Annotated in this window: 25 protein-coding genes, 1 tRNA gene and 1 pseudogene; 19 read left to right on the forward strand and 8 right to left on the reverse strand. The window is 72.4% G+C overall.

All coding sequences use genetic code 11. The features are described from left to right. Both JCO01S_RS07270 and JCO01S_RS07275 read right to left on the reverse strand, forming a co-directional pair. On the reverse strand, window positions 1–527 hold a 527-nt coding region (locus JCO01S_RS07270), incomplete at its 3' end, for a magnesium transporter MgtE N-terminal domain-containing protein (RefSeq protein ID WP_169796909.1). A 3-nt stretch (window positions 528–530) separates the two neighbouring features. Beyond that, window positions 531–1,037, reverse strand: coding sequence for a MarR family winged helix-turn-helix transcriptional regulator (locus JCO01S_RS07275; protein WP_068253039.1), 507 nt, complete (start codon window positions 1,035–1,037; stop codon window positions 531–533). An 86-nt stretch (window positions 1,038–1,123) separates the two neighbouring features. On the opposite strand from JCO01S_RS07275, the gene JCO01S_RS07280 reads away from it, so the two are divergent. Both JCO01S_RS07280 and JCO01S_RS07285 read left to right on the forward strand, forming a co-directional pair. Continuing rightward, window positions 1,124–1,924: a methyltransferase domain-containing protein gene (locus JCO01S_RS07280; protein ID WP_068253042.1), complete on the forward strand. Its 801-nt coding sequence runs from the start codon at window positions 1,124–1,126 to the stop codon at window positions 1,922–1,924. 48 nt (window positions 1,925–1,972) lie between these two features. Then, a tRNA-Gln gene (locus JCO01S_RS07285) sits at window positions 1,973–2,051 on the forward strand. A gap of 538 nt (window positions 2,052–2,589) precedes the next feature. On the opposite strand, the gene JCO01S_RS07290 is transcribed toward JCO01S_RS07285, so the two are convergent. Genes JCO01S_RS07290 through JCO01S_RS07305 form a run of 4 tightly spaced genes read right to left on the reverse strand, consistent with a single transcriptional unit; the run spans window position 2,590 to window position 6,361 of the window. Next, a complete protein-coding gene (locus JCO01S_RS07290) occupies window positions 2,590–3,165 on the reverse strand; it encodes an NADPH-dependent FMN reductase (RefSeq protein ID WP_068253045.1) in 576 nt (191 codons plus the stop codon). 30 nt (window positions 3,166–3,195) lie between these two features. Next, complete coding sequence (nagA, locus tag JCO01S_RS07295; protein WP_068253048.1) at window positions 3,196–4,347, reverse strand: N-acetylglucosamine-6-phosphate deacetylase; 1,152 nt, start codon at window positions 4,345–4,347, stop codon at window positions 3,196–3,198. Next, on the reverse strand, window positions 4,344–5,612 hold the full coding sequence (locus JCO01S_RS07300) for a PTS transporter subunit EIIC (RefSeq protein WP_439645692.1): 1,269 nt from the start codon (window positions 5,610–5,612) through the stop codon (window positions 4,344–4,346). The genes nagA and JCO01S_RS07300 overlap by 4 nt, the downstream gene beginning before the upstream one ends. Then, the gene (locus JCO01S_RS07305; protein ID WP_068253186.1) at window positions 5,609–6,361 is read right to left on the reverse strand and encodes a GntR family transcriptional regulator; all 753 of its coding nucleotides are present in this window, start codon (window positions 6,359–6,361) and stop codon (window positions 5,609–5,611) included. The genes JCO01S_RS07300 and JCO01S_RS07305 overlap by 4 nt, the downstream gene beginning before the upstream one ends. A 164-nt stretch (window positions 6,362–6,525) precedes the next feature. Here JCO01S_RS07305 and JCO01S_RS07310 point away from each other — a divergent pair. From JCO01S_RS07310 to JCO01S_RS07335, 6 genes and pseudogenes are all read left to right on the forward strand, one after another. Next, a pseudogene (locus JCO01S_RS07310) lies at window positions 6,526–6,762 on the forward strand (PTS sugar transporter subunit IIB); the annotation flags it as partial. Continuing rightward, window positions 6,759–7,217, forward strand: a complete 459-nt coding sequence (locus JCO01S_RS07315; RefSeq protein ID WP_084342723.1) for a PTS sugar transporter subunit IIA — start codon at window positions 6,759–6,761, stop codon at window positions 7,215–7,217. The pseudogene JCO01S_RS07310 and the gene JCO01S_RS07315, both read left to right, overlap by 4 nt. 52 nt (window positions 7,218–7,269) lie before the next feature. Beyond that, complete coding sequence (locus JCO01S_RS07320; RefSeq protein ID WP_068253055.1) at window positions 7,270–7,539, forward strand: HPr family phosphocarrier protein; 270 nt, start codon at window positions 7,270–7,272, stop codon at window positions 7,537–7,539. A gap of 5 nt (window positions 7,540–7,544) precedes the next feature. Then, the gene (gene ptsP / locus JCO01S_RS07325; protein WP_068253058.1) at window positions 7,545–9,227 is read left to right on the forward strand and encodes a phosphoenolpyruvate--protein phosphotransferase; all 1,683 of its coding nucleotides are present in this window, start codon (window positions 7,545–7,547) and stop codon (window positions 9,225–9,227) included. Between the two features lie 90 nt (window positions 9,228–9,317). Further along, complete coding sequence (glmU, locus tag JCO01S_RS07330) at window positions 9,318–10,796, forward strand: bifunctional UDP-N-acetylglucosamine diphosphorylase/glucosamine-1-phosphate N-acetyltransferase GlmU (protein WP_084342724.1); 1,479 nt, start codon at window positions 9,318–9,320, stop codon at window positions 10,794–10,796. Beyond that, window positions 10,793–11,764 carry a ribose-phosphate diphosphokinase gene (locus JCO01S_RS07335; protein WP_068253064.1) on the forward strand — a complete coding sequence of 324 codons (972 nt, stop codon included), beginning with the start codon at window positions 10,793–10,795 and terminating at the stop codon, window positions 11,762–11,764. The genes glmU and JCO01S_RS07335 overlap by 4 nt, the downstream gene beginning before the upstream one ends. 16 nt (window positions 11,765–11,780) lie before the next feature. Here JCO01S_RS07335 and JCO01S_RS07340 read toward each other — a convergent pair whose 3' ends face one another. Then, on the reverse strand, window positions 11,781–12,317 hold the full coding sequence (locus JCO01S_RS07340) for a CGNR zinc finger domain-containing protein (RefSeq protein ID WP_068253067.1): 537 nt from the start codon (window positions 12,315–12,317) through the stop codon (window positions 11,781–11,783). 76 nt (window positions 12,318–12,393) lie between these two features. On the opposite strand from JCO01S_RS07340, the gene JCO01S_RS07345 reads away from it, so the two are divergent. The 3 genes from JCO01S_RS07345 to pth all read left to right on the forward strand — a co-directional run bounded on the left by JCO01S_RS07345 (window position 12,394) and on the right by pth (window position 14,958). Then, complete coding sequence (locus JCO01S_RS07345; RefSeq protein ID WP_245634359.1) at window positions 12,394–13,431, forward strand: EamA family transporter; 1,038 nt, start codon at window positions 12,394–12,396, stop codon at window positions 13,429–13,431. 176 nt (window positions 13,432–13,607) lie between these two features. Further along, window positions 13,608–14,288 carry a 50S ribosomal protein L25/general stress protein Ctc gene (locus tag JCO01S_RS07350; protein WP_068253071.1) on the forward strand — a complete coding sequence of 227 codons (681 nt, stop codon included), beginning with the start codon at window positions 13,608–13,610 and terminating at the stop codon, window positions 14,286–14,288. Window positions 14,289–14,370: 82 nt separating this feature from the next. Continuing rightward, window positions 14,371–14,958, forward strand: a complete 588-nt coding sequence (pth, locus tag JCO01S_RS07355) for an aminoacyl-tRNA hydrolase (RefSeq protein WP_068253076.1) — start codon at window positions 14,371–14,373, stop codon at window positions 14,956–14,958. Here pth and JCO01S_RS07360 read toward each other — a convergent pair. Beyond that, a complete protein-coding gene (locus JCO01S_RS07360; RefSeq protein ID WP_068253079.1) occupies window positions 14,921–15,151 on the reverse strand; it encodes a hypothetical protein in 231 nt (76 codons plus the stop codon). The two genes, pth and JCO01S_RS07360, sit on opposite strands and share 38 nt — an antisense overlap. An 88-nt stretch (window positions 15,152–15,239) precedes the next feature. Between JCO01S_RS07360 and mfd the strand changes: the two genes are divergently transcribed. From mfd to JCO01S_RS07405, 8 genes are all read left to right on the forward strand, one after another. Continuing rightward, window positions 15,240–18,875, forward strand: coding sequence for a transcription-repair coupling factor (gene mfd / locus JCO01S_RS07365; protein WP_084342726.1), 3,636 nt, complete (start codon window positions 15,240–15,242; stop codon window positions 18,873–18,875). Window positions 18,876–18,898: 23 nt separating this feature from the next. After that, window positions 18,899–19,465, forward strand: coding sequence for a hypothetical protein (locus tag JCO01S_RS16225; protein ID WP_068253082.1), 567 nt, complete (start codon window positions 18,899–18,901; stop codon window positions 19,463–19,465). Further along, window positions 19,462–20,229 carry a MazG nucleotide pyrophosphohydrolase domain-containing protein gene (locus JCO01S_RS16230; protein WP_068253084.1) on the forward strand — a complete coding sequence of 256 codons (768 nt, stop codon included), beginning with the start codon at window positions 19,462–19,464 and terminating at the stop codon, window positions 20,227–20,229. The genes JCO01S_RS16225 and JCO01S_RS16230 overlap by 4 nt, the downstream gene beginning before the upstream one ends. Window positions 20,230–20,255: 26 nt before the next feature. Continuing rightward, window positions 20,256–21,371, forward strand: a complete 1,116-nt coding sequence (locus JCO01S_RS16235) for a GNAT family N-acetyltransferase (protein WP_245634360.1) — start codon at window positions 20,256–20,258, stop codon at window positions 21,369–21,371. Window positions 21,372–21,479: 108 nt separating this feature from the next. Beyond that, window positions 21,480–22,760: a phosphopyruvate hydratase gene (gene eno / locus JCO01S_RS07390; RefSeq protein ID WP_068253087.1), complete on the forward strand. Its 1,281-nt coding sequence runs from the start codon at window positions 21,480–21,482 to the stop codon at window positions 22,758–22,760. A 122-nt stretch (window positions 22,761–22,882) separates the two neighbouring features. Next, a complete protein-coding gene (locus JCO01S_RS07395) occupies window positions 22,883–23,329 on the forward strand; it encodes an FtsB family cell division protein (protein WP_169796910.1) in 447 nt (148 codons plus the stop codon). Then, a complete protein-coding gene (locus JCO01S_RS07400) occupies window positions 23,326–23,862 on the forward strand; it encodes a DUF501 domain-containing protein (protein ID WP_068253094.1) in 537 nt (178 codons plus the stop codon). The genes JCO01S_RS07395 and JCO01S_RS07400 overlap by 4 nt, the downstream gene beginning before the upstream one ends. Next, a complete protein-coding gene (locus tag JCO01S_RS07405; protein WP_068253097.1) occupies window positions 23,859–24,851 on the forward strand; it encodes a Ppx/GppA phosphatase family protein in 993 nt (330 codons plus the stop codon). Before JCO01S_RS07400 ends, JCO01S_RS07405 begins: the two co-directional genes overlap by 4 nt. Window positions 24,852–24,854: the final 3 nt, after the last annotated feature.

Genomic DNA, 24,854 nt, shown 5'->3' on the forward strand with positions numbered 1-24,854 from the left:
AGCGTGTAGATCGTCTCGGCGTCGTCGAGCCGCTGGTCGACGCGCTCCCGTGCCTGTGCGGCGGTGTGGTCGGTGCGCGCGGCGACGTACTGCGGGCTCATCCGCCGCCCGATGGACCCCTGCGGGTAGCCGAGGACGGCGTTGGTCAGCTCCCGCTCGCGCGGCGGCAGGTCCCGCAGTAGGCGTGGCGCCAGGGCGGAGGGCAGCTCGTCGAGGAGCCACACCCGGTCGTCGGGATCCATCCCCGCGAAGATCGTGGTGACCTCGGAGTCCTGCAGGGCGTGCACGAGGTCGCCCTGCAGGCCGGGGGCGAAGTCGTCGAAGACCTCGACGGCCCGGTCCTTCTCCAGGAGCCGGTAGGTGATCGCGCGCTCGCGGGGCTCGAGGCGCTCCAGCGCCTTGGTGACCTGGTCGGTCGGGGCGGCCGCCAGCTCCTTGCCGACCGCGGTGAGGTCCTGCTCGCCGAGCGGACGGGTGATGGCGGCCAGGAGGGAGGCGGCGTCGTGGGGCTCGGTGGAGATGGTCATGGGTCAGGTCTCGAAGGGGCTGAGCAGGCGGCGGAGGGCAGCGGTCAGGGCGGCGCGTTCGTCGTCGGGCACGTCGCCGAGCAGCTCCGCCTCCCGGGCGAGCAGGTCGGCCATGGCGGCGTCGACCGTGGCCCGACCCGTCTCGGTCAGCTGGACGATGACGCCGCGCCGGTCGGTGGGTGAGGGCTGCCGCTCGACCCACCCCTTCGAGGCCAGGCGGTCGATCCGGTTGGTCATCGTCCCGGAGGTCACGAGCGTCTCCTGCACGAGCCGTCCCGGGGAGAGCTGGTAGGGCTCACCGGCGCGGCGCAGCGCGGAGAGCACGTCGAACTCCCAGCCCTCGACCGCGTGCTGGCTGAAGGCGCGCGTGCGGTCCAGGTCGAGCAGCCGGGAGAGCCTCGAGACGCGGGAGAAGACGTGCAGTGGCGAGGCGTCCAGGTCCGGCCGCTCGCGGCGCCAGGCCTGGACGATCTGGTCGACGTCGTCTGCGGGGTCGTGGCGGCTGCTCATCCTCCGAGAGTACCCATGACCGTGAATCTCGACATCAAGCCATCACCGGCGGTTAGGCTCGCGGGTGACCCGTCGAGGAGGTAAGCATGGCGATCACGTGGGACCCGAGTCGGTACGAGGAGTTCACCGACGAGCGGATGCGGCCCTTCATGGACCTGATGGCACGCGTGGGGGCGGACTCCCCGGGACTCGTGCTCGATCTCGGCTGCGGCAACGGACTCGCCACGCTGCGCCTCGCCGAGCGCTGGCCCGAAGCCCGGATCGTCGGGATCGACAGCAGCCCCGAGATGCTCGCGGCCGCGCGGGAGAGGGACACCGAAGGGCGGGTCGAGTGGGTCGAGGCCGACCTCGCCGACTGGCGGATCGAGGACGTGGGCGCCGCGCCCGACGTCATCGTGAGCAACGCGACGCTGCAGTGGGTCCCGCGGCACCTCGTGCTCATGGAGACCTGGCTCGACGCGCTGGCGCCGGGGGGCTGGTTCGCGCTGCAGGTTCCGGGCAACTTCGATGCACCGACGCACGCCCTGATGCGCGAGGCGGCCGTGGAGCATCCGCGCAGCGGTGAGCTCGAGGCGGCGAGCACCCGCTACGGGGCAGGGGACCCCGCCACCTACCTGCAGATCCTCAGCTCCCACGGGTTGGCCGTCGACGCCTGGGAGACCATCTACACCCACGTGCTCGATCCCGCCGGGGAGCGGGAGAACCCGGTGCTCGACTGGGTCGGCGGCACCGGCCTGCGCCTCATGCTCGAGGTGCTGGAGGAGGGGGAGGAGCGCGAGGCCTTCCGCGAGACGTATGCCGAGAAGATCAAGGCGGCCTACCCGCGCACGCCCGCCGGGGTGCTGCTGCCCTTCCGCCGCGTCTTCGCCGTCGGGCACAAGTCATGAGTGCCTGACCTCTGGACTACCCTGTCCCGAGCCGCCGCACGGCGGCGATCCCCGGTTGGTCTGCCGGTAGGGCCCGCCTGACTTTGAATCAGGACTAGCGACGCAGGTTCGACTCCTGCCCGGGGAGCATGAAACCGCAGGGTCCGTCGCCCTGAGCGAGGGGTGCCGGAGCCCCGATCTTGCTGACGCAGACTGCTGACGCCGGTTCCACGCGGCCCCTCGTCGCCCATGAACCGCGTGAACGTCGCAGTCGCCTGGTCGTTCAGCACCTGGGAGCCCTTCGCCGTGCCCTTGTCGTTCTGGATGTTCACCCGGCGGGCGCCGGGCCACGGTGTTTTGAACACCGCGTGAGATCCACCGAACTGTCGCGGCTCCCGAAGTAGTGCACCTTGTGCCGCGAGGGTTCCGCCGCATCCCAGTCAGGATCTTCTCGACGGAGTATCACTGGTCTCCATGGTCATGGGTACTCCTGCCCGGGGAGCAGATTTTCTCGACCCGGCGCGGCATGTCGCACGGCAGTTCGTCCCCCGTCGCCCTCGGCGTCAGCGGAATACCGGGCCCGCCGGTCGGTGCTCCTGCCGAACTGCCGTACGAAGTGCAGCGGAGGTGGAGACGACGAAGGGCGTGACCGGTTGGTCACGCCCTTCGCTGGTTCCGCTGGGAGATCAGTTGGCGGCGCCCGCGAGCTCCTCGACGAGGACCATCTTGCGGGTCGCGTCGACGAGCTGGTCGAGCATCGTGTTCAGCTCGCCCTCGCGGCGGTCCAGGAGCTGGAGGCCGTCCTCGCCGAACTCGGTGAAGAGGCCGAGCGAGACCTGCTGGCGCACGGCGTGCATCGAGAAGTTCGCGACGATGGTGCGCCAGTGCTCGACCGCCCGCACACCGTGGTCGGCGCCGTAGGAGACGAAGCCGACGGTCTTGCCCATCCACTCGGGGGCGAGGGAGTCGAAGGCGTTCTTGAAACCGCCCGGGATCGAGTGGTTGTACTCCGGGGTGATGAAGACGAAGCCGTCGTGGGAGTCGACCGTCTGGCTCCAGCGGGTCACCCGCTCGTCGTCGTAGTTGCGCTCGGCCATCCCGGGGATGGTCGGGGAGGTCAGCAGCGGCAGGTCGAAGTCGGAGAGCTCGATGAGCTCGAACTCCGCCCCCTCGTGCCGCTCGGCGACCTCCTGGACCCACCGGCCGACAGCGGTCCCGGTACGGCCTTCACGGACGGACCCGACGATGATCCCGATCTTCATGCGTTGCACTCCTCGTAGGTAGTTGATGGATCAACCCCGCTCAACGTCGTCGGCGTCCCAGACATTCCTGCGTCCGACCCAGCGGCCGGCCCGCATGACAGCACGGACCCGCAGCTCCCCGTCGAGGGCCACGAGGTCGGCCCGCCGGCCGGGCGTGACCTGACCGACGTCATCGAGGCCCAGGGCGACGGCGGGGGCGCGGGTCGCGGCGTCGAGGGCCTCCTCGAGGGTGAACCCGCTCGCGACGCTGTGTCGCACGGCGGCAGCCGAGGTCAGCGTGGAGCCGGCGATCGCGCCCGTGGGGGTGCGGGCCACGCCATCGCGCACCTGCACGTGGATCGGGCCGAGGTGGTAGTCGCCGTCAGCAGCCGCGGCGGCACCCATGGCGTCGGTGACGAGCACGATCCGACCAGGGGCGGACCGCAGCGCCAGGCGCAGCATCGCCGGGTGCACGTGCACTCCGTCGGAGATCAGCTCGACCCACACCCGGTCGTCCTCGAGCAGCGCCGCGATCGGGCCCGGGCGCCGGTGGTGCAGACCGCGGATCTGGTTGTACAGGTGGGTGGCGACGCTGGCCCCGGCGTCGATCGCCGCCCGCGTCTGCTCCCAGGTGGCGTCGGTGTGCCCGACGCCGACGACGACCCCGGAACCCACGATCGTGCGCACGGCGTCGAGCGCCCCGTGGAGCTCGGGTGCCAGCGTCACCATCCGCAGTGCGTCGCCGCCCGCGACGAGGAGCCGGTGCACGTCCTCGGGCGAAGGGGGACGCAGGAGGGAGGCTTCGTGCGCGCCGCAGAAGTCCTGCGCGAGCCACGGCCCCTCGAGGTGCAGCCCGGCGAGCACGCCGTCGTCGACGAGCCCGCGCAGGGCCCGGATCGAGCGCTCGAGCTCACCGACCTCGTCGGTGACCAGGCTCGCGACGAGGCTCGTCGTGCCGTGCGCCAGATGGGCGTCGGCGACCCGCCGCGCCTCGCGGACGTCGCCGGCGGTGAAGGAGGCACCGCCGCCGCCGTGGCAGTGGATGTCGACGAGGCCGGGCGTGAGCGTGCCCGTGAGGTGCCGCTCCGCGGGGGCCGGGGGGCCCCCTTCGCCCACCTCGAAGATGCGCGTGCCCTCGACGCGGACCCACCCCGGGGCGAGGGTGCGCTCCGGGGTGAGGAGCCGATCGGCGGTGAGGATCACGCGTCGTCCACGGCGACCACGGAGGCCTCGCCCTCCTCCTCGCGTCCCGGGGTGCGCAGGTTCCACCGGCGGATGACGAAACGGAACAGCACGTAGTACACGACCGCGTAGCCGAGCCCGATGCCGATGAGCCACAACGGTTTCTCGGCGATCCCGAAGTTGAAGACGTAGTCGAAGAGACCGGCGGAGAAGTTGAAGCCGTCCCGGATGCCGAGGGCATTCGTCAGCGCGAGCGAGGTCCCCGTCAGCACCGCGTGGATCAGGTAGAGCGGCCACGCGACGAACATGAAGGCGAACTCCAGGGGTTCGGTGACCCCGGTGAGGAAGGCGGTCAGGGCCGCGGACCCCAGGATGCCCCCGACGAGCTTCTTCTGCTCCGGTCGCGCCTCCTGGATGATCGCCAGGGCCGCGGCCGGGAGAGCGAACATCATGATCGGGAAGAAGCCGGTCATGAAGGTGCCCGCCGTCGGGTCGCCGTTGAGGAAGCGTGCGATGTCACCGTGGACGGCGCCGCCACCACCCTCGGGGGTGTAGGAGCCGATGAGGAACCACGGCGGGGCGTTGAGGATGTGGTGCAGACCGGTCGGGATGAGCAGCCGGTTCAGCGTGCCGTAGACGAAGCCGCCGAGGATGTCGTTGGCCGCGACCCACTCGCCGATGGCCGTGATCCCCTGGTCGAAGTACTGGTACACGAAGCTCATCAGCACCGAGACGATGATCGCCGAGAGGGCCGTGACCATCGGGACGAAGCGGCGGCCGCCGAAGAAGGCCAGGTACGGCGGGAGCTTGATCCGGTGGTATCGCTGCCAGAGGAAGGCGGTGACCAGGCCCATGATGATCCCACCGAAGACCCCGTAGTCGATCAGCGGCGCCTCGCCCCCTTCGGGCGCCGTCCCGAGGACGAAGGGGGACATCGCGTCACCGACGGCCTTGTAGACGACCCAGCCCACGGCCGCGGCCAGCGCGGTCGAGCCGTCGGCCTTGCGCGCCAGCCCGATCGCGATGCCGATGGCGAAGAGGAGGGGGAGGTACTGGGTGAGCAGTGCGTCCCCGGCTGCGCCGACGACGGCTGCCACCTTGGTCCAGCCGAGACGCTCCTCCCCGAGGATGTCCGGTTGGCCGAGTCGCACGAGCAGACCGGCAGCGGGGAGCACGGCGATGGGCAGCATGAGCGCCCGGCCGAACTTCTGCAGTGGTGCGATGGTGAGCTTCTTGCGTCCGGGCTTGTCCCCGGGCACGTCCTTGGGCCCGTTGGCTGTGGTCACGGAGCATTCCCTTCCTGTGGGCCTGCCGGCGGAGCGGTCTCCTCCCGGCTCAACGACATGTGCAGCTGGTAGCGGTCGCCCCGGTAGCGGGAGACGACGTGCTCGACGGGGCGGCCCCGGCTCGTCGAGAGGCGGCGGAAGACCAGCAGCGGGGTGTGGGACGGGCAGTCGAGCAGCTTGGCGGTGCGGTCCTGGGCGCTCTCGCCCCACAGGGTCTGGTCGGCGGCGTCGATGACGACCCCGTACGCGTCGGCGATGAGCGCGTAGAGCGAGTCGCCGAGGTCGTGGCCGCCCAGGTCGGGCAGCAGGTCGGCGGAGTACCAGCTCGCCTCGACGGCGATCGGCTGGTCGTCCGCGAGGCGCAGTCGGTCGATGCGCCAGGCCCGGTCGGCGTCGAACCACGCGGCGACCTCCGCAGGGGGCTCGGCGAGCTCGAGGCCGAGCAGGTGGGTGGAGGGTTCGAGCCCGCGGCGGCGCATGTCCTGGCTGAAGGACGCGAGGTGCAACCGGCTCTCGAGCCGGGGCCGGGCGACGAAGGTGCCCTTGCCGTGGACCCGGTGGAGCAGCCCGTCGCCGATGAGCGCCTCGACGGCGCGCCGCACGGTCGCCCGCGAGACCCCGTAGGTGCTCGTCAGCTCGCGCTCGGAGGGGATCGCCGCATCCGGTCCGAGGTCGCCCGCGAGGTCCGCGAGAGCGTCACGCAGCTGGGCGTGCTTGGGCCGCGGCCCGGCCAGCAGCGGATGAGGCACTTCCCGACCCTCGCCCTCATTGGTACGGTCTGGTACGTACCAGTGAGGATCCACGTCGAGGTGGGAGGTGTCAAGCATCGTGACGGCCATGACCCGGGAGATCGCCGAGGTCACGCACACCGACAGGGCCGGACCACGGTCCTGACCCCACCACGAGAGGAGCCACCATGGCCACGAAGGCCGAGCAGATCCTCGCCGGACTCGGCGGCGCGGACAACATCATCGAGATCGAGCCGTGCATCACCCGGCTGCGCACCGAGGTCAACGACGGGTCCAGGGTCGACCAGGCGGCACTCAAGGCCGCCGGCGCCCACGGCGTCATGGCCCAGGGCACGGTCGTCCAGGTCGTCGTCGGGCCGGAGGCGGACACCCTCGCCGAGGACATCGAGGACCTGATGTGACCCCGGTGCTCGCCCCCTGCGCGGGGACCGTCCTGCCGATGGGCGAGTGCGTCGACGAGGTCTTCGCCGCGCAGCTCGTCGGGCCCGGTGTCGTGATCGACCCCCCGGACGGGCGCACGAGCGTGCTCGCCCCGGTCGACGGGACCGTCGCCAAGATCCACCCCCACGCCCTCGTGCTCGCGGGCGAGGGGGCCGGGGTGCTCGTCCACCTCGGCATCAACACCGTCAAGCTCGAGGGGCGCGGTTTCGAGGTCCACGTCGAGCAGGGCGCGAGCGTCACCGCCGGCGACCCGATGATCACCTGGGACCCGGCCGAGCTGCCCGCCGAGGTGGCGGGGCAAGCGATCTCGCGCCAGGTGCCGGTCGTCGTCCTCGACGTCGCCGCGGACGCGCTCGACCTCGCGGACGTCCCCGACGACGTCGTCGCCGGCGATCCCCTCTTCGCCGCGCCCTGACCGGCCACCCACAGCCACCACCGCGTCCCCCGCCCCAAGGAGCAGCGCACCCATGCCCCGTCGTACCGCCACCATCGCCTCGCCCGTCGGCCTGCACGCCCGCCCCGCGGCCCTCTTCGTCCGGGAGGCCGCGGCCAGCGGCCTCGACGTGCGGATCGGCCGTCCCGGTGAGGAACCGGTCGACGCGACGAGCATCCTCGGCGTGATGACCCTCGGCGCCGGCCACGGCGAGCGTGTGGAGGTCGTCGCGGAGGGGGAGGGCGCCGACGCCGCCCTCGACGAGCTGACGGCCCTCCTCGAGACCGACGTCGACGGGGACTGAACCGCGTGGCTGACGAGCAGGTCCGCACCGGCCTCGGCGTCTCCGGCGGGTTCGCCCACGGCCCGGTCGTCGTCGTGGCGCCGACCGTGCGAGCGCCGCGGGACGAGCCGCCCCCGGACGACGTCGGCGCCGCCGCCGCTTCCGTGACCACGGCCCTGGCCGACGTGGCGACCGAGCTCGAGCGGCGGGCAGCGTCGACCCGGGGCGAAGCGGCCGAGATCCTCACAGCCACGGCTCTCATCGCCCGCGACCGGAGCCTGGTCACCGCGGCCCGGGCCCACCTCGACGCGGGGGAGGGGCCGGCGACGGCGACCGAGTCCGCAGTCGAGGACTTCGCGGCGCAGCTCGAGGCGGTCGGCGGTTACGTCGCCGAGCGGGTCGCCGACCTGCGCGACGTGGGTGCGCGGGCCGTCGCGCACCTCCTCGGCGTCCCGGCCCCGGGGGTGCCCCGGCTCACCGAGCGCAGCGTCGTCGTCGCCGACGACCTCGCGCCGGCCGAGACCGCGGCCCTCGATCGCGATCTCGTCGCCGCCATCGTCACGTCGGCCGGCGGGCGCACGGGCCACACCGCGATCATCGCCGCCCAGCGCGAGATCCCCGCCGTCGTCCAGTGCCGTGGTGCCACCGACATCGCCCCCGGCACGATCGTCGCCGTCGACGGGGACGAAGGGAGCGTCACCCTCGCCCCGCACGAGGAGACCCTCGCCGCGCTCGCCCGCCGTACCGAGCTGCGGGCGGCGGCGCTCGCCGCGGGACGTGGCCCCGGCCGCACGAGCGATGGGCACCCGGTCGCGCTGCTCGCCAACGTCGGTGACGTCGCGGACGTCGAGGAGGCCACCGCGCAGGACGTCGAGGGCGTGGGGCTGCTGCGCACGGAGTTCCTCTTCCTCTCTGCGAAGGCCGCGCCGACCCTCCACGAGCAGGCCGAGGCCTATCGACGGGTGCTCGCCCCCTTCGCCGGACGCCGGGTCGTCGTGCGCACCCTCGACGCCGGGGCGGACAAGCCGCTCGCCTTCGCCGACCTCGGTCCGGAGGACAACCCCGCACTCGGCCGCCGAGGGATGCGGCTCTCTCGCGCCCGGCCCGACCTGCTCGACACCCAGCTGGCGGCCCTGGCCGACGCGGCCCGCGACACCGACACGGACCTGCGGGTCATGGCCCCGATGATCGCGACCGTCGAGGAGGCCGCGTGGTTCGTCGAGCGTGTCCGCGCGCACGGCCTGCCGAGCGCCGGCGTGATGGTCGAGGTGCCGGCCGCCGCGCTGCGCTCCCGACAGGTCCTCGCAGAGGTGGACTTCGCGAGCATCGGGACCAACGACCTCGCGCAGTACACCCTCGCCGCCGACCGGACGCAGGGCGAGCTGGCCGACCTGCTCGACCCGTGGCAGCCGGCGGTGCTCGACCTCGTGGCCGCCACCGGCGAGGGGGCGGCCGCCACCGGGACACCGCTCGGGGTGTGCGGCGAGGCCGGCGGAGATCCGCTGCTCGCGCTCGTGCTCGTCGGACTGGGGGCCACGAGCCTGTCGATGGCGCCCAGCCGGGCACCGATGGTCAGGTACGCGCTCGCGCGACACACGCTCGCCGCGTGCCGGGACATCGCGCATGCCGCCCGCGGGGCCGCGGACGCCTCACGGGCCCGGCGGGCCGCCCTCGACCTCGCCGACCCGGGGCTGCGCGAGCTGCTCTGAGGTCGGGTGCGGCCGAGGGGCTCGCGTGCCGATACAGTGTCACGGTGGCCTGAGCCGAATGCCGCACCGTCGACCCTCGGAGAACATCGCGTGAACGACGTACGCCCCGATGCCGTCATCATCCTCGCGGCGGGCGAAGGTACCCGGATGAGGTCGACCCTCCCCAAGGTCCTGCACCCGATCGGCGGGGCGCCGCTGCTCGGCCACTCCATGCGGGCGGCGTCCGCGGCCGGCGCGAGCGAGACGGTCGTCGTCATCCGCCACCAGCGGGACCGCGTAGCCGCCTTCGTCGAGGACTTCGCCGGCCGGCTCGAGGGCCACGCCGTGATCGCCGACCAGGACGAGGTCAAGGGCACCGGCCGGGCCGTCGAGTGCGGCCTGCAGGCGCTGCCGGCCGACCTGAGCGGCACCGTCGTGGTCACCATGGGCGACGTCCCGCTGCTCTCCGCCGAGACGATCGGCGAGCTCACCCGCGCCCACGCCGAGGCCGGCGCGGCGGTCACCGTCGTGACCTCGGTCCTCGAGGACCCCCAGTCCTACGGCCGGATCATCCGCGACGCGAAGGGGGACGTCGAGCGGATCGTCGAGTTCAAGGACGCGACCGAGGACGAGCGCGCCGTCACCGAGATCAACTCCGGCATCTACGCCTTCGACGTCGCCGTGCTGCGGCGTGAGCTGGCGAACGTCACGACCGAGAACGCCCAGGGCGAGAAGTACCTCACCGACGTCCTCGCCCTCGCCCGCGCCGCCGGGGGCACGGTCCACGCCCACGTCATCCCCGACCGGTGGCAGGCCGAGGGCGTCAACGACCGCGTGCAGCTGGCCGCGCTCGGCCGGATCCTCAACGAGCGCACCTGCGAGCGGCACATGCGCGCGGGCGTGACGATCGTCGACCCCGCCACGACGTGGATCGACACCGACGTGAGCATCGGTGCCGACACGACGATCCAGCCGGGGACCCAGCTGCTCGGCGCGACGAGCATCGGCTCCGGAACGACGATCGGCCCCGAGGTCACCCTCACCGACTGCTGGGTCGGTGACGACGTGCACCTCCGTCGGGCCGAGGGCGAGCTCGCCGTCGTCGGCGACGGCGCCAGCGTCGGCCCCTACTCCTACCTGCGGCCCGGTACCCGGCTCGGGGCGAAGGGGAAGATCGGCGGCTTCGTCGAGACGAAGAACACCACCATCGGCGAGGGCGCCAAGGTCCCGCACCTGACCTACGCGGGCGACGCGGAGATCAAGGAGGGCGCCAACATCGGGGCCGGCACGATCTTCGCCAACTACGACGGCGCCACGAAGTCGCGCACCGTCGTCGGGCGGCACACCTTCGTCGGCTCCCAGTCGGTCCTCGTCGCGCCCGTCGAGATCGCCGACGGCGCCTACGTGGCCGCGGGCTCCGCCGTGACCGACCCGATCGAGCCGGGTCAGCTGGGCATCGCGCGGGCGCGCCAGCGCACCATCGACGGCTGGGTGGCCAAGCGCCACCCCGGCACCCCGACGGATGCGGCTGCGAAGGCGGCCGCATCCTCTTCGTCACCCACCACCGAGAGCAGTGAGGACCAGCAGTGACCGGAATCCACAGGACCCCCGAGAAGAACCTCATGGTCTTCACGGGACGGACGCACCCGGACCTGGCGGACCGGGTCGCCCGGGAGCTGGGCATCGACCTGGTGCCGACGAGTGCCTACGACTTCGCCAACGGCGAGATCTACGTGCGCTACGAGGAGTCGGTGCGCGGCTGCGACGCCTTCGTCATGCAGAGCCACTCGACCCCGATCAACGAGGCGATCATGGAGCAGCTGCTCATGGTCGACGCGCTCAAGCGCGCCAGCGCGAAGCGGATCACCGCCGTCATGCCCTTCTACGGCTACGCGCGCCAGGACAAGAAGCACCGCGGCCGCGAGCCGATCTCCGCACGCCTGATGGCCGACATGTTCAAGTGCGCCGGCGCCGACCGGCTCATCACGGTCGACCTGCACACCGACCAGATCCAGGGCTTCTTCGACGGCCCCGTCGACCACCTCATGGCCCGCCCGATCCTCGCGGACTACGTGCGCGAGAAGTACGGCGACCGCAAGCTCGCCGTCGTCTCCCCGGACGCCGGCCGGATCAAGGTCGCCGAGCAGTGGTCGCGCCACCTCGGCGGCGTGCCGCTGGCCTTCATCCACAAGACGCGCAACATCGACCGTCCGAACGAGAGCGTGGCCAACCGCGTCGTCGGCGAGGTCGAGGGTCGCTGGTGCGTGCTCGTCGACGACATGATCGACACCGCCGGCACGATCTCCAAGGCCGCCGACGCGCTCATGGCCGACGGCGCCGCCGGCGTGATCATCGCCGCGACGCACGCGATCTTCTCCGGCCCGGCCGTCGAGCGGATGCAGGAGTGCGCCGCGGAGGAGGTCATCGTCACCGACACCCTCCCGCTCGTCGACGGCCAGAAGTTCGAGGACCTCACGGTCCTCTCCATCGCGCCGCTCGTCTCCCGGGCGATGCGCGCGGTCTTCGAGGACGGCTCGGTCACCAGCCTCTTCAACTGACCCCGCGGGCCGTGGCTCAGGTCCGCCGGGAGCGGTAGGCGGCCGCCGCGAGCCGGTTGCCGCAGCCCCCTTCGCAGTAGCGCCGGGAGCGGTTGCGGGAGAGGTCGACGAGCACGTGCTCGCAGTCCTGCGCCGCGCACACCCGCAGCCGGGAGCGCTCGCCGAGGCGGACGACGTCGACGAGCGCCATCGCCGCCTCGACCTGCATCCGCACGGCGAGCGGCGCCTCCGGCGGGGTCGCGTGCACGTGCCACCCGTAGTCGCCGTGGTTGACGACCTGGGGGAGGGCCTCGCCCTCGCGCAGCAGGGTGTTGACCAGGTCGACGAGCTCCTCGTCGGACCCGGCCCGCCAGCTGGCGGCGAGGCGGGGACGGAGCTCGCGCACCTCGGCCAGCTCCTCGGCGTCGCCGGTGATCCGGCCGGTCCACTCCCACCGCGCGACGAAGTCCGCGAGGTCGGCGGTGTCCACGAGTGTGTCGCGCTCCCCGAGGAGGGTGTTGACCAGGTCGGCGGCGGTCCGCAGCGCCACGTCCGTGTCATGGGCGAAGACCACATTGACTCCTGACGGTCGATCGGTCTAGCGTCATCGGCATCACTGTAGTTGACTCATGACGCAAGGAGATGGCCACGTGCGAGCCGTCAGCGGCGCCCCCTTCGCCCTCGGGCTGGTGATCGCGCTCGTCTCCGCCGCCACGTTCGGCTCCTCGGGGACCTTCGGGACCGCGCTCATGGCGACCGGGTGGAGCCCCGGCGCCGTCGTGACCGCGCGCATCGTCGGTGCCGCGCTGCTGCTCGCCGGGCCTGCGGCGCTGGCGATGCGCGGCCGCTGGCACCTGCTGCGCCCCAACCTCGGTCGCATCCTCGCCTACGGCGTCTTCGCGGTCGCGGGCTGCCAGTTCGCCTACTTCATGGCCGTCGACCGCCTCTCGGTCGGGGTCGCGCTGCTCCTGGAGTACCTCGCACCGGTGATCATCGTCGGCTGGCTCTGGGCCCGGCACGGCCGCCGGCCCAGCGTGCTCACCGCGGGTGGCGTGGTCGCGGCGGTGGTCGGGCTGGTGCTCGTGCTCGACGTGACCTCGGCGGTCGGCGTCGACCTCGTCGGGGTGCTCTGGGGCCTCTGCGCCGCGGTCGGTCTCGTCGTCTTCTTCGTGGCCGCGGCGCACGGTGACGACGCGCTGCCGCCGATCAGTCTCGCCGGTGGTGGCCTGCTCGTCGGTGCGCTCGGACTCCTCGCAGGGGTCGGCACCGGCCTGCTGCCGTGGTCGGCCTCGACCCACGACGTGGTGCTCGCCGGCTGGTCCGCGCCGTGGTGGAGCGCGGCCCTGGAGCTGGCCCTCTTCGCCGGCGCGATCGCCTACGCCACCGGCATCGCCGCCACCCGCGTCCTCGGCTCGACGGTCGCCTCCTTCGTCGGGCTGAGCGAGGTGCTGATGGCGATCGCCTTCGCCTGGGTGCTCGTCGGCGAGGAGATGAGCCCGGTCCAGCTGCTCGGGGGCGTCGCGATCCTCGCCGGCGTCGTCGCGGTCAAGCTGGGCGAAGGGGGCGACCCGCACCCGGCGGAGCCGGCCGAGGGCATCGGGGTGGCCGACGTGGCCGAACCCGCTCTCCGCGGGCTCGAGGATCCCGCCGCGGACCGGGGTTTGGTCGACTCCGCGCGCCTGGACTAGAGTTGCCGGGTTGCCTCGGCGAGGGACGCTGCACGGTTGCAGTGATCCGTGATCGACGCGGTGTCGCCCGGTGGGTGTGCCACGCGTCGACGTCCCGTCCGCGCCGCGTCCCACGTCGAGGCCACCGCTGACCGAGGCCCGCTCCCCGCGGGCACGCCCCACGAGAAGGAGCCACCATGTCCTCCGACGAGATCCGCCTCGTCTCAGAGAAGCGCAGCCAGTTCGGCAAGGGTGCGGCCCGCAAGCTGCGCCGCGCCGGCCACATCCCCGCCGTCCTCTACGGGCACGGCGAGGCCCCGTACCACCTGACGCTGCCCTTCCACGACACCTTCCAGGCGCTGAAGAACCCGAACGCCCTGCTGACCATCGCGGTCGAGGGCGAGAAGGACAAGCTGGCCCTGGCCAAGGACGTCCAGCGCGACCCGCTGAAGCCGATCATCGAGCACATCGACCTCGTGCTGGTCAAGCGTGGCGAGAAGGTCGTCGTCGAGGTCCCGGTCCACGTCGAGGGCGACGCCGCCCCGGAGACGGTGGTCACCCTCGACAGCGCGGTCCTCGAGATCGAGGCCGACGTGACCAAGCTGCCCGAGGGCCTGGCCGTCTCCGTCGAGGGCGCCGAGATCGGCACCCAGATCCTCGCCTCCGACGTCACCATGCCCGCCGGCGCCACCCTCGCCTCCGACCCGGAGACGCTGGTCGTCAACATCACCCAGCAGATCTCCGCCGAGGAGCTCGAGGCCGAGCTCGCCGAGGCCGAGGACGAGGCCGGCATCGAGCACGACGAGTCCGAGGACGCGGCCGCCGAGACCGCTGCGCCGGCGGAGGGCGCCGAGGACGAGGAGAAGTCCGAGGACTGATCCCCTCCCTCGCCGGACCGACGGGCGGGCCCACCGACGGCGGTGGGCCCGCCCGTCGTCGTGCTCGTTACAGTGGTCGATCGTGAGTGACGACACCTGGCTCGTGGTGGGCCTCGGCAACCCGGGCCCCAGGTACGCCGGCAACCGGCACAACGTCGGCGCGATGGTCGTCGGCGAGCTGGCCGGGCGTACCGGCACCCGGCTGCGGGCCCACAAGGCAGGCGCCAGCGCCGAGTCCGCGCGGCTCGGCCCGCCCCCCGGTCACCGGGCGGTCCTCGGGGTGCCGCACTCCTACATGAACGTCTCCGGCGGGCCGGTCAAGGCGCTGGCCTCCTTCTTCTCCGTGCCCGTGGAGCGGCTGGTCGTGGTCCACGACGAGCTCGACATCCCCTTCGGCGAGGTGCGCCTCAAGCGCGGCGGCGGCGAAGGGGGGCACAACGGCCTGCGCTCGATCAGCTCATCCTTCGGGACGAAGGACTACCTGCGGGTGCGCGTCGGTGTCGGCCGGCCGCCGGGCCGGATGGACGCCGCCGCCTACGTGCTCAAGGACTTCAGCCCGACCGAGCGCAAGGAGCTGCCCTTCCTCCTCGACGACGCCGCCGACGCCGTCGAGCTGGTCATCGAGAAGGGCCTCACCGACGCCCAGCAGGTCGTGCACGCTCCTCGGTGACCGAGCGTCGGGGGGCCACGTGGCGGTTCGCCGTGCGGGCGTCGTCGAACCGCATCTGAAGGGAACCGGACACCATGCCCGGGTGCCTGCTGTCGTCGTCGAAGTCGCCCATCCGTCCGTGCCGCAGCGAGAGCACCACCCCGATGACGACGATGGGCAGCAGCGCCACCGCGAGCATCACGTAGAAGTCCATCACGTCTCCTCCCGTCTCCCTGCCACCATGGCCCAGAGCGGCAGGTTGGTCACGTGCGAGCAGCCCCGTGCGGCAGAATGACGGGAGAATGTCTTCCTCCCTCACCCCGCTCCTGCGGGCGATCGCCGGCCTGCCCGGGGTCGCCCAGCTGCCCGCACACACCGACTCCACCACCGAGCTGGACCTCGTCGCCCCCCGCGGGCTGCGCGCGCCGACCGTCGCGACCCTCGCCGAGGGAACCCCCGCCCCGCGCCTGGTCATCACCTCGACCGCGCGGGAGGCCGACGACATCGCCGATGCGCTCGGCGAGCTCATGGACCCCGCCGGCGTCGCGACCTTCCCCAGCTGGGAGACCCTCCCGCACGAGCGTCTCAGCCCCCGCAGCGACACCGTCGGTCGCCGGCTGGCCGTGCTGCGCCGGCTGCGCCACCCCGAGGCGAAGGGGGAGGCCCACGGTCCGGTCGACGTCGTCGTGGCCTCCGTGCGGGCGGTGCTGCAGCCGATCGCCAAGGGCCTCGCGGACCTGGAGCCGGTCGCCGTGCGCGTCGGGGACGAGCGCTCGCCGATCGAGGTCCAGGAGGCGCTGACCGCCGCGGCCTACGTGCGCACCGACCTCGTCGAGAAGCGTGGCGAGTTCGCCGTGCGCGGCGGGATCCTCGACGTCTTCCCGCCCACCGAGGAGCACCCCGTCCGGCTGGAGTTCTTCGGGGACACCGTCGAGGAGATCCGGTGGTTCAAGGTCGCCGACCAGCGCAGCCTCGAGGAGAGCCCGGAGCGCCTCTGGGCGCCGCCCTGCCGCGAGATCCTCCTCACCGACGCGGTCCGTGAGCGGGCCGCCGTCCTCGCCGAGAAGCTGCCCGGCGTCGCCGACATGCTCGGCAAGGTCGCCGAGGGCATCGCCGTCGACGGCATGGAGTCCCTCGGCCCGGCGCTCGTGGACGGGATGGAGTCCCTCCTGGACGTCCTCCCCGACGGCTCCGGCGTGCTCGTGATGGACCCGGAGCGGGTCCGGGCCCGCGCCCACGACCTCGTGAGCACGAGCGAGGAGTTCCTCCAGGCGAGCTGGGCCAATGCCGCCTCGGGCAACGCCGTCCCGGTCGACCTCGAGGGGGTCCTCGGCACCGCCTCCCACTGGACCATCGCCCAGGCCCGGGACCACGCGCTGGACCTCGGCATGCCGTGGTGGAGCATCACCCCCTTCGCCGTGGACGAAGAGCTGGCCGACATCGCCGCCGACATGGAGGACCGGGTCGAGCACGACCACGTCGGGCTGCGGGTGCCCGCGGAGGAGCCGCCGACCTTCCGCGGCAACACCGACGCCGCCGTCGCCCAGCTGGGGGAGTGGACCACGGCGGGCTGGCAGGTCCTCGTGGCCACCGACGGCGCCGGGCTCGTCAGCCGCGTCACCGAGGTCCTCGGCGGGGCCGAGGTGCCCGCCCGCCGGGTCGAGGAGGACGCGGACCTCACCGAGCTGCCCGAGGGCGTCGTGGTCGTCACCCGGGCGAGCCTCGGGACCGGCTTCGTCGCCCCCGAGGCCCGGCTCGCGGTGCTCACCGAGTCCGACCTGCTGGGCACCAGCGGCGCCGGGGCGAGCACCCGGGACATGCGCAAGATGCCCTCTCGGCGGCGCAAGCAGGTCGACCCGCTGCAGCTGCGCCCCGGCGACCACGTTGTGCACGAGCAGCACGGCGTCGGGTCCTTCGTCGAGATGATCCAGCGCACCGTCGGCGGCGCCACCCGGGAGTACCTCGTCATCGAGTACGCGCCCTCCCGGCGCGGGCACCCGGGCGACCGGCTCTTCGTGCCGTCCGACCAGCTGGACCAGGTCACCCGCTACGTCGGCGGCGACGCGCCCGCCCTCAACAAGCTGGGCGGCAGCGACTGGCAGAAGACGAAGTCCCGCGCGAAGCGGCACGTGCGCCAGATCGCCGGCGAGCTGATCCGCCTCTACAGCGCGCGGATGGCCACCCCGGGGCACGCCTTCGGCCCGGACACGCCGTGGCAGCGCGAGCTCGAGGACGCCTTCGCCCACATCGAGACCCCCGACCAGCTGAGCACCATCGAGGAGGTCAAGGAGGACATGGCCAAGACCGTCCCGATGGACCGCCTCATCTGCGGCGACGTCGGGTACGGCAAGACCGAGATCGCCGTGCGGGCGGCCTTCAAGGCGATCCAGGACGGCAAGCAGGTCGCGGTGCTCGTACCGACCACGCTGCTCGTCCAGCAGCACTCGAGCACCTTCGCGGAGCGCTACGCCGGCTTCCCGGTGACGGTCCGATCGCTCAGCCGCTTCCAGACCGACGCCCAGGCCAAGGAGGTCCTCGACGGGCTCAAGGACGGCTCGGTCGACCTCGTCATCGGCACCCACCGGCTCCTCGGCAGCGAGGTGAAGTTCAAGGACCTCGGCCTCGTCGTCGTCGACGAGGAGCAGCGCTTCGGCGTCGAGCACAAGGAGGCGCTGAAGGCGCTGCGCACCAACGTCGACGTGCTCGCGATGTCCGCCACGCCGATCCCGCGCACCCTCGAGATGGCCGTCACCGGCATCCGCGAGATGTCCACCCTCGCGACGCCCCCGGAGGAGCGCCACCCGGTGCTGACCTTCGTCGGGGCCTACGAGGAGAAGCAGGTCGCGGCCGCCATCCACCGCGAGCTCATGCGCGAGGGGCAGGTCTTCTTCGTGCACAACAACGTCTCGAGCATCGAGCGGACCGCCTCCCGGATCCGGGAGCTCGTGCCCGAGGCGCGGGTCGAGACCGCCCACGGCAAGATGGGCGAGCACCGGCTGGAGCAGGTCGTGCTCGACTTCTGGGAGCGGCGTTTCGACGTGCTCGTGTGCACCACGATCATCGAGACCGGCCTGGACATCTCCAACGCCAACACCCTGATCCTGGACCGGGCGGACACGTTCGGCCTGAGCCAGCTGCACCAGCTGCGCGGGCGCGTCGGGCGGGGCCGCGAGCGGGCCTACGCCTACTTCCTCTACCCACCGGAGAAGCCGCTCACCGAGACCGCCACCGACCGGCTGCAGACGATCGCGAGCAACACCGACCTGGGCTCCGGGATGCAGGTCGCCATGAAGGACCTGGAGATCCGCGGCTCGGGCAACCTCCTCGGCGGGGAGCAGTCCGGGCACATCGCCGGCGTCGGCTTCGACCTGTACGTGCGGATGGTCGGCGAGGCGGTCGCCGACTTCAAGGGCGAAGGGGAGGCGGCCCCGGCCGAGATCAAGATCGAGCTGCCGGTCGACGCCCACCTGCCGCACGACTACGTGCCGGGGGAGCGGCTGCGGCTCGAGGCCTACAAGAAGCTCGCCGGTGCGGAGACCGACACCGAGGTCGACGAGATCGTCGCCGAGCTGACCGACCGCTACGGCGAGCCGCCGGAGCCGGTGGAGAACCTCGTCGCCGTCGCTCGGCTGCGCATCGTCGTGCGCGAGGCCGGCCTGAGCGACGTCGTCGTGCACGGCCGGCAGGTGCGCTTCTCGCCGGTCAGGCTCAAGGAGAGCCAGCAGCTGCGACTGGCCCGCCTCTACCCGAGGTCGAACTACAAGGAGGGCACCGGCACCGTCGTCGTGCCCGTGCCGATGACCGCGCGCGTCGGTGGCCGGCCGCTCCGCGACGAGGCGATGCTGGGGTGGGCCACCGACCTGGTCAACCAGGTCATGCTCGACAATGTCATCGTGGACTCCGGGCAGGCGGCCCGGGACAGCTCACGCAGCCGCTGAGGCGCAGGACGAAAGGACCCGCAGTGCTGGATGGTCAAGGACGACTCCGCCGCGCGACGACCGCTCTCGGGGTCGGGCTCGCGGGACTGGTGCTCACTGCCTGCGGCAGCGGCTCCGGCGGCGATGTGGGGGACGGGTCGAGCGCGCTCGCGGCGAGCGTCGGCGGCCACGAGTACACGGTCGGCGAGGTGCAGACGGCCAGTCGGCAGCTGTCGGACTACACCGCCGCCCAGGCCGCCAGCAGCGGCCAGCAGGCGCAGCAGATCACGCCGGAGGCGATGGTCACCAGCCTCGTGCAGGTCCCGATGATCCTCGAGCGCGGGAAGAAGGAGGGCCTGGACATCCCCTCGGCGGAGTCCGTCAGGCGCAACCTCGAACCCGTCGTGACCTCGCCCTCGCAGGAGACCGTCGAGTTCTTCCGCGCCTCGCAGGTCTACTCGCAGCTGGACCAGAAGGCCAAGCAGGAGATCTCGAAGCAGGTCACCTCCAGCGACGTGAAGTTCAGCCCGCGCTACGGCGAGGCCACCGGGGACACCCCGAACTGGCTGAAGAAGAGCGCACCCGAGCAGCAGCTGCCCGGTCAGCAGTGAGCGCCGGGCGCCTGGTCCTGCTCGCCACGAGCCCGCGCGTCCCGCCGGGGCTGCTCAGCCGGGATGCGTGGTCCGCGCTCGCCGGCGCGGACGTCGTGCTCGCGGCCGACCCGGAGGACTCGCAGGTGATCGCCCTGCTCGACGACGGCATCGCCGTCCAGCCGCTCGACGTGGACACGCCGCAGGAACGGGCCCGCGCGCTCGTCACCGCGGCGGCGGGCGAGGAGATCGTCTGGGTCGGCTCCGTCGACGGCGACCCCGGGCTGAGCGACGCCGTCGCCGGTGAGGTCTCGCGCCTCGAGGACGCGCCCGAGGTCGAGGTGCTCGTCGGTTCCTGGGACACCCCCGGCGGCCGACTGCTCGACGCTGTCGCGGTCATGGACCGGCTGCGCGCACCCGGAGGGTGCGCCTGGGTGGCGGCGCAGGACCACGCGAGCCTCGCCCCCTTCGTCGCGGAGGAGGCACGTGAGGTGACCGAGGCGCTGGAGGCGGTGGTCGCCGAGCCCGACGACGTCGACCGTCGCGAGGACCTCACCGACGAGCTCGGTGACCTGCTCTTCCAGGTGCTCTTCCACGCCCGGGTGGCCGCGGACCACGCGGAGGCGCCCTTCGACGTCGACGACGTCGCCGCCGCGCTCGTCGACAAGCTCGTGCGGCGCAACCCGCACGTCTTCGGCGACGTGCAGGCCGAGACCCTCGAGGAGATCGAGGCGCAGTGGCAGGAGATCAAGGCCCAGGAGCGCGCGGACCGCGACCAGCGCTGACGGGGACCACTGACAGGATCCACCCCATGGACCAGCGGATCAGCTTCGTCACCCTCGCCGTCGCCGACCTGGCGAGGAGTCGACGCTTCTACGTCGACGGACTCGGCTGGCGGGCCGAGCTCGACGTGCCGGGCGAGGTCCTGATGTTCCGCGTGGGGGAGCGGCTGATCTTCTCGCTGTGGGACGCAGCCGCGTTCGAAGGGGAGGTCGGCCCCCTTCGTCGTGGGGAGGGATTGGCGCCGATCACCTTGGCGCACAACGTCGCCCGCGCGCAGGAGGTCGACTCGACCCTCGACCTGGCCAGGGCCGCGGGTGCACCCGACGTCTCCGCCGCGCAGCAGCGCGACTGGGGCGGCTACACCGGCTACTTCGCCGACCCCGACGGATTCCGCTGGGAGATCGCGCTCAGCCCGGGACCGATCGGCCAGATGGTCCTGCCGCCTGCCTCCCGCGACGAGGTGCGCACGAGCGAGCACGGCCGACCCGTCGGCCCGGCCGTCGGCGACTGGACGCCGCCACCCCGACCCGAGCCGGCGCGGATCGTCGGTCACTGGTGCACCCTCGAGCCGCTCACGCCGGAGCACGCCGCCGAGCTGGCGCCCGAGATCGCCGGCCCCGGGCACGAGGGCGACTTCACCTACCTCGGCGAGGAGCACATCGACGACATCGACGCCTACGTCGCCGGCCGGCTCGCGAAGGACACCGTCGAGGTGCTCGTGCGCGACGGGGACGGCATCGCCTGCGGGGTGGTCGCGCTGATGCGCATCGATCTCGACCACGGCGTCGTCGAGATCGGCAACGTCGTCCTCGGGCCCCGGCTGCAGCGCACGACCGCGTCGACCGAGGCGATGTCGCTGCTCGCCCGGCACGTCTTCGACCTCGGCTACCGCCGCCTGGAGTGGAAGTGTGACTCCCTCAACGAGCCCTCCCGCCGCGCGGCGGAGCGGCTCGGCTTCACCCACGAGGGCACCTTCCGGCGGCACGTCGTGACGAAGGGGAGGTCCCGCGACACCGCGTGGTTCGCCATGACGCTCGAGGACTGGCCGATCGTCCGGGCCGCGCACGAGGCCTGGCTGGACCCGGCCAACTTCGTCGACGGCGTCCAGCAGCAGCGCCTGTCCGACGTGCTCGCGCGCGGCTGACGGGGGACATCCACCCGGGTGGGTCGCTGGGGGCCATCACGGGGGTGAGCGGTTACGCTCGGGGAGACATCCGTCCGCCCTGCACACGCAGCACCCAAGGAGCCGGTAGTGGCCAGTATCGAGGCAATTGGCGCGCGCGAGATCCTCGACTCCCGCGGCAACCCGACCGTCGAGGTCGAGGTGGCCCTGGACGACGGCACGATCGCCCGTGCCGCGGTGCCGAGCGGCGCCTCCACCGGGGCCTTCGAGGCCGTCGAGCGCCGGGACGGCGACAAGGGACGCTACCTGGGCAAGGGCGTGCAGGACGCCGTGCGCGCGGTGGAGGACGACCTCATGCCGCGACTGCTCGGCTTCGACGCCAGCGAGCAGCGGCTCATCGACGCCGAGATGCTCAGCCTCGACGGCACCGACAACAAGGGCGCTGTCGGCGCCAACGCGATCCTCGGGGTCTCGCTCGCCGTGGCCAAGGCCGCCGCCGAGTCCTCCGGGCTGCCGCTCTTCCGCTACGTCGGCGGCCCCAATGCCCACGTCCTGCCCGTGCCGATGATGAACATCCTCAACGGCGGCTCCCACGCGGACTCCAACGTCGACATCCAGGAGTTCATGATCGCGCCGATCGGCGCGCCCTCCTTCCGCGAGGCGCTGCGCTGGGGCGCGGAGGTCTACCACGCGCTCAAGGCCGTCCTGAAGGACAAGGGCCTGGCCACCGGCCTCGGCGACGAGGGTGGCTTCGCCCCGAACCTCGGCAGCAACCGCGAGGCCCTGGACCTGATCCTCGACGCGATCAGGGCGGCCGGCTACGAGCCCGGTACCGACGTCGCGCTGGCGCTCGACGTGGCCGCGAGCGAGTTCCACGACGCGGGCACCTACACCTTCGAGGGGGAGCAGAAGAGCGCCGCGCAGATGGTCGACTACTACGCCGGGCTCGTCGACGCCTACCCGCTCGTGTCCATCGAGGACCCGCTGAACGAGGACGACTGGCAGGGCTGGCAGGAGATCACCACCCGTCTCGGCTCGAGGGTCCAGCTCGTCGGCGACGACCTCTTCGTCACCAACCCCGAGCGCCTCGCCCGCGGCATCAAGGACGGCGCCGCCAACGCGCTGCTCGTCAAGGTCAACCAGATCGGCTCGCTCACCGAGACGATGGACGCCGTCGCCATGGCGACGCGGGCCGGCTTCGCCTCGATGATGAGCCACCGCTCCGGCGAGACCGAGGACGTGACGATCGCCGACCTGGCCGTGGCCACCGACTGCGGGCAGATCAAGACCGGTGCCCCCGCCCGCTCCGAACGGGTGGCGAAGTACAACCAGCTCCTGCGCATCGAGGAGGAGCTCGACGACGCGGCCGTCTACGCGGGCGCGGGTGCCTTCCCGCGCTTCAGCGCCTGACCGCGATGGCCGGTAGCCCGCGCCGCCGCCCCGCACGCAGCAGCAGTGCGAAGGGCCCGGCTCGCCGTCCGCGCGCGACCCGTCCGGCCGGTCGTCAGCAGCCCCCCGTCCGGAAGCGGGCGGTGACCGGGAGCAGGTCCGCCGGCGCACCGATGATGAACCCACGCCGCTGGGTGGCGCTGTGCTCGCTCTCGCTGCTGCTCGCCGTGATGCTGCTGCCGACGCTGAAGTCCTGGTACGACCAGCAGCAGCGGCTCGACGAGCTGCACGCCCAGGTGAGCGAGCAGCAGGAGAGCGTCGCGCAGCTGCGCCGCGAGAAGCACCTGTGGTCCACGGACGAGTACGTCGAGGCCCAGGCCCGCAAGCGGCTGAAGTTCGTGCGGCCGGGGGAGCGCTCCTACACCGTCGCGGACACCGACGCCGCGGACGCCCCCGAGGTCGACCCGGAGACCGGCGCGGTCAAGGGGCAGGACTCCCAGCCCTGGTACGACCAGGTCGCCTCCTCGGTCAAGGACGCCGACGACCCCGGCACACATGTCCCCTCGGACCCGCCGGCGGCCCAGCCGTGAGCACCGACGAGCAGGGCAATGACCTGGACCGGGTCGCCGCCGAGGACCTCGAGCTGGTCGGCGAGCAGCTCGGCCGGCCGGCCCGATCGGTCGTCGGTGTCGCCCACCGCTGCCCGTGCGGTGGCCCCACGGTCGTGCGCACCGCACCGCGGCTGCCCGCCGGCACCCCCTTCCCGACGTCCTTCTACGCGACCTGCCCCCGGCTGACCGGGGCGATCTCGACGCTGGAGTCCAGCGGGCTCATGGCCGAGATGTCCCGGCGCCTGCTCGAGGACGAGGACCTCGCCGAGCGCTACGCGGCCGCCCACGAGGACTACCTGCGCCGACGCTCGGAGCTGGGCGACGTCCCCGAGATCGAGGGGATCTCCGCCGGCGGGATGCCGACCAGGGTCAAGTGCCTCCATGTGCTCGTGGCACACTCGCTGGCCGCCGGGCCCGGGGTGAACCCCCTGGGCGACGAGGCACTGCAACGGCTGCCCGAGTGGTGGCGAACCAGCCCGTGCTGCGGCACGGACGAAGGGAGCGACGCATGAGAGTCGCCGCGATCGATTGTGGGACCAACTCCATCCGCCTGCTCGTGGCCGACCACGACGCCGAGGCCGGGACGCTGACCGAGGTCACCCGACGGGCCGAGGTCGTCCGGCTCGGCCAGGGGGTGGAGAACACCGGCCGGCTCGGTCAGGAGGCACTGGACCGGACCCTGCTGATGTGCCGGGAGTACGCCGAGGAGTGCCGCCACCACGGCGTGCCCCGGGGCAGTGTCCGGTTCGTGGCCACCTCGGCGACCCGGGACGCGAGCAATGCCGAGGAGTTCTTCGAGGGCGTTCGCGCGGCCTTCGGGGAGCTGGAGGTCTCCCCGGAGGTCATCTCCGGCGACGAGGAGGCGACGCTGGGCTTCGCCGGCGCCACCCGCGGCCTGCAGGAGGCCGGCTTCGATGGTCCCTACCTCGTCGTCGACATCGGGGGCGGCTCCACCGAGATGGTCCGCGGCACCCACGAGGTCGTCGCCGGGCGCTCCTTCGACATCGGCAGCGTGCGCCTCACCGAGCGCCACCACCGGACCGACCCGCCCACCCAGGAGATCATCGACGCCGCCCGGTACGACATCGCCGAGGTCCTCGACGTGGCCGAGGCGGAGGTCGGGCTCGGCGGGATCAAGACCGTCGTCGGCCTCGCCGGATCGGTCACGACGGTCACCGCCCAGGCGCTCGGCCTGAACTCCTACGACCGCGAGGCCATCCACCTGGCCAACGTCTCGGTCGAGCAGATGATGATGGCCTGCGAGCAGCTCATCCTCAGCACCCGTGCCGAGCGGGCGCAGCTGCCCTTCATGCACCCCGGCCGCGTCGACGTCATCGGCGGCGGAGCGCTCATCTGGTACGAGATCCTCGACCGGGCCCGCGGCGCCAACGGCCCCGACCTCGTCGTGACCAGCTCCGAGCGCGACATCCTCGACGGCATCGCGCTGAGCGTGGTCGAGCGGCGCACGGCCCCCGACGAGGAGCCCGACCAGGGCGAGTGACCG

The sequence above is a fragment of the Janibacter corallicola NBRC 107790 genome, assembly GCF_001570965.1.
Classification (GTDB): Bacteria; Actinomycetota; Actinomycetes; order Actinomycetales; family Dermatophilaceae; genus Janibacter; species Janibacter corallicola.

What these genes read in the sequence shown, in the direction of transcription:
- JCO01S_RS07280 (WP_068253042.1), top strand. Translation starts at nt 1,124, where the DNA reads ATGGCGATCACGTGGGACCCGAGTCGGTACGAGGAGTTCACCGACGAG.
- JCO01S_RS07275 (WP_068253039.1), bottom strand. Translation starts at nt 1,037, where the DNA reads ATGAGCAGCCGCCACGACCCCGCAGACGACGTCGACCAGATCGTCCAG.
- JCO01S_RS07360 (WP_068253079.1), bottom strand. Translation starts at nt 15,151, where the DNA reads ATGGACTTCTACGTGATGCTCGCGGTGGCGCTGCTGCCCATCGTCGTC.
- JCO01S_RS07350 (WP_068253071.1), top strand. Translation starts at nt 13,608, where the DNA reads ATGTCCTCCGACGAGATCCGCCTCGTCTCAGAGAAGCGCAGCCAGTTC.
- mfd (WP_084342726.1), top strand. Translation starts at nt 15,240, where the DNA reads ATGTCTTCCTCCCTCACCCCGCTCCTGCGGGCGATCGCCGGCCTGCCC.
- JCO01S_RS16235 (WP_245634360.1), top strand. Translation starts at nt 20,256, where the DNA reads ATGGACCAGCGGATCAGCTTCGTCACCCTCGCCGTCGCCGACCTGGCG.
- JCO01S_RS07405 (WP_068253097.1), top strand. Translation starts at nt 23,859, where the DNA reads ATGAGAGTCGCCGCGATCGATTGTGGGACCAACTCCATCCGCCTGCTC.
- JCO01S_RS07290 (WP_068253045.1), bottom strand. Translation starts at nt 3,165, where the DNA reads ATGAAGATCGGGATCATCGTCGGGTCCGTCCGTGAAGGCCGTACCGGG.
- JCO01S_RS07320 (WP_068253055.1), top strand. Translation starts at nt 7,270, where the DNA reads ATGCCCCGTCGTACCGCCACCATCGCCTCGCCCGTCGGCCTGCACGCC.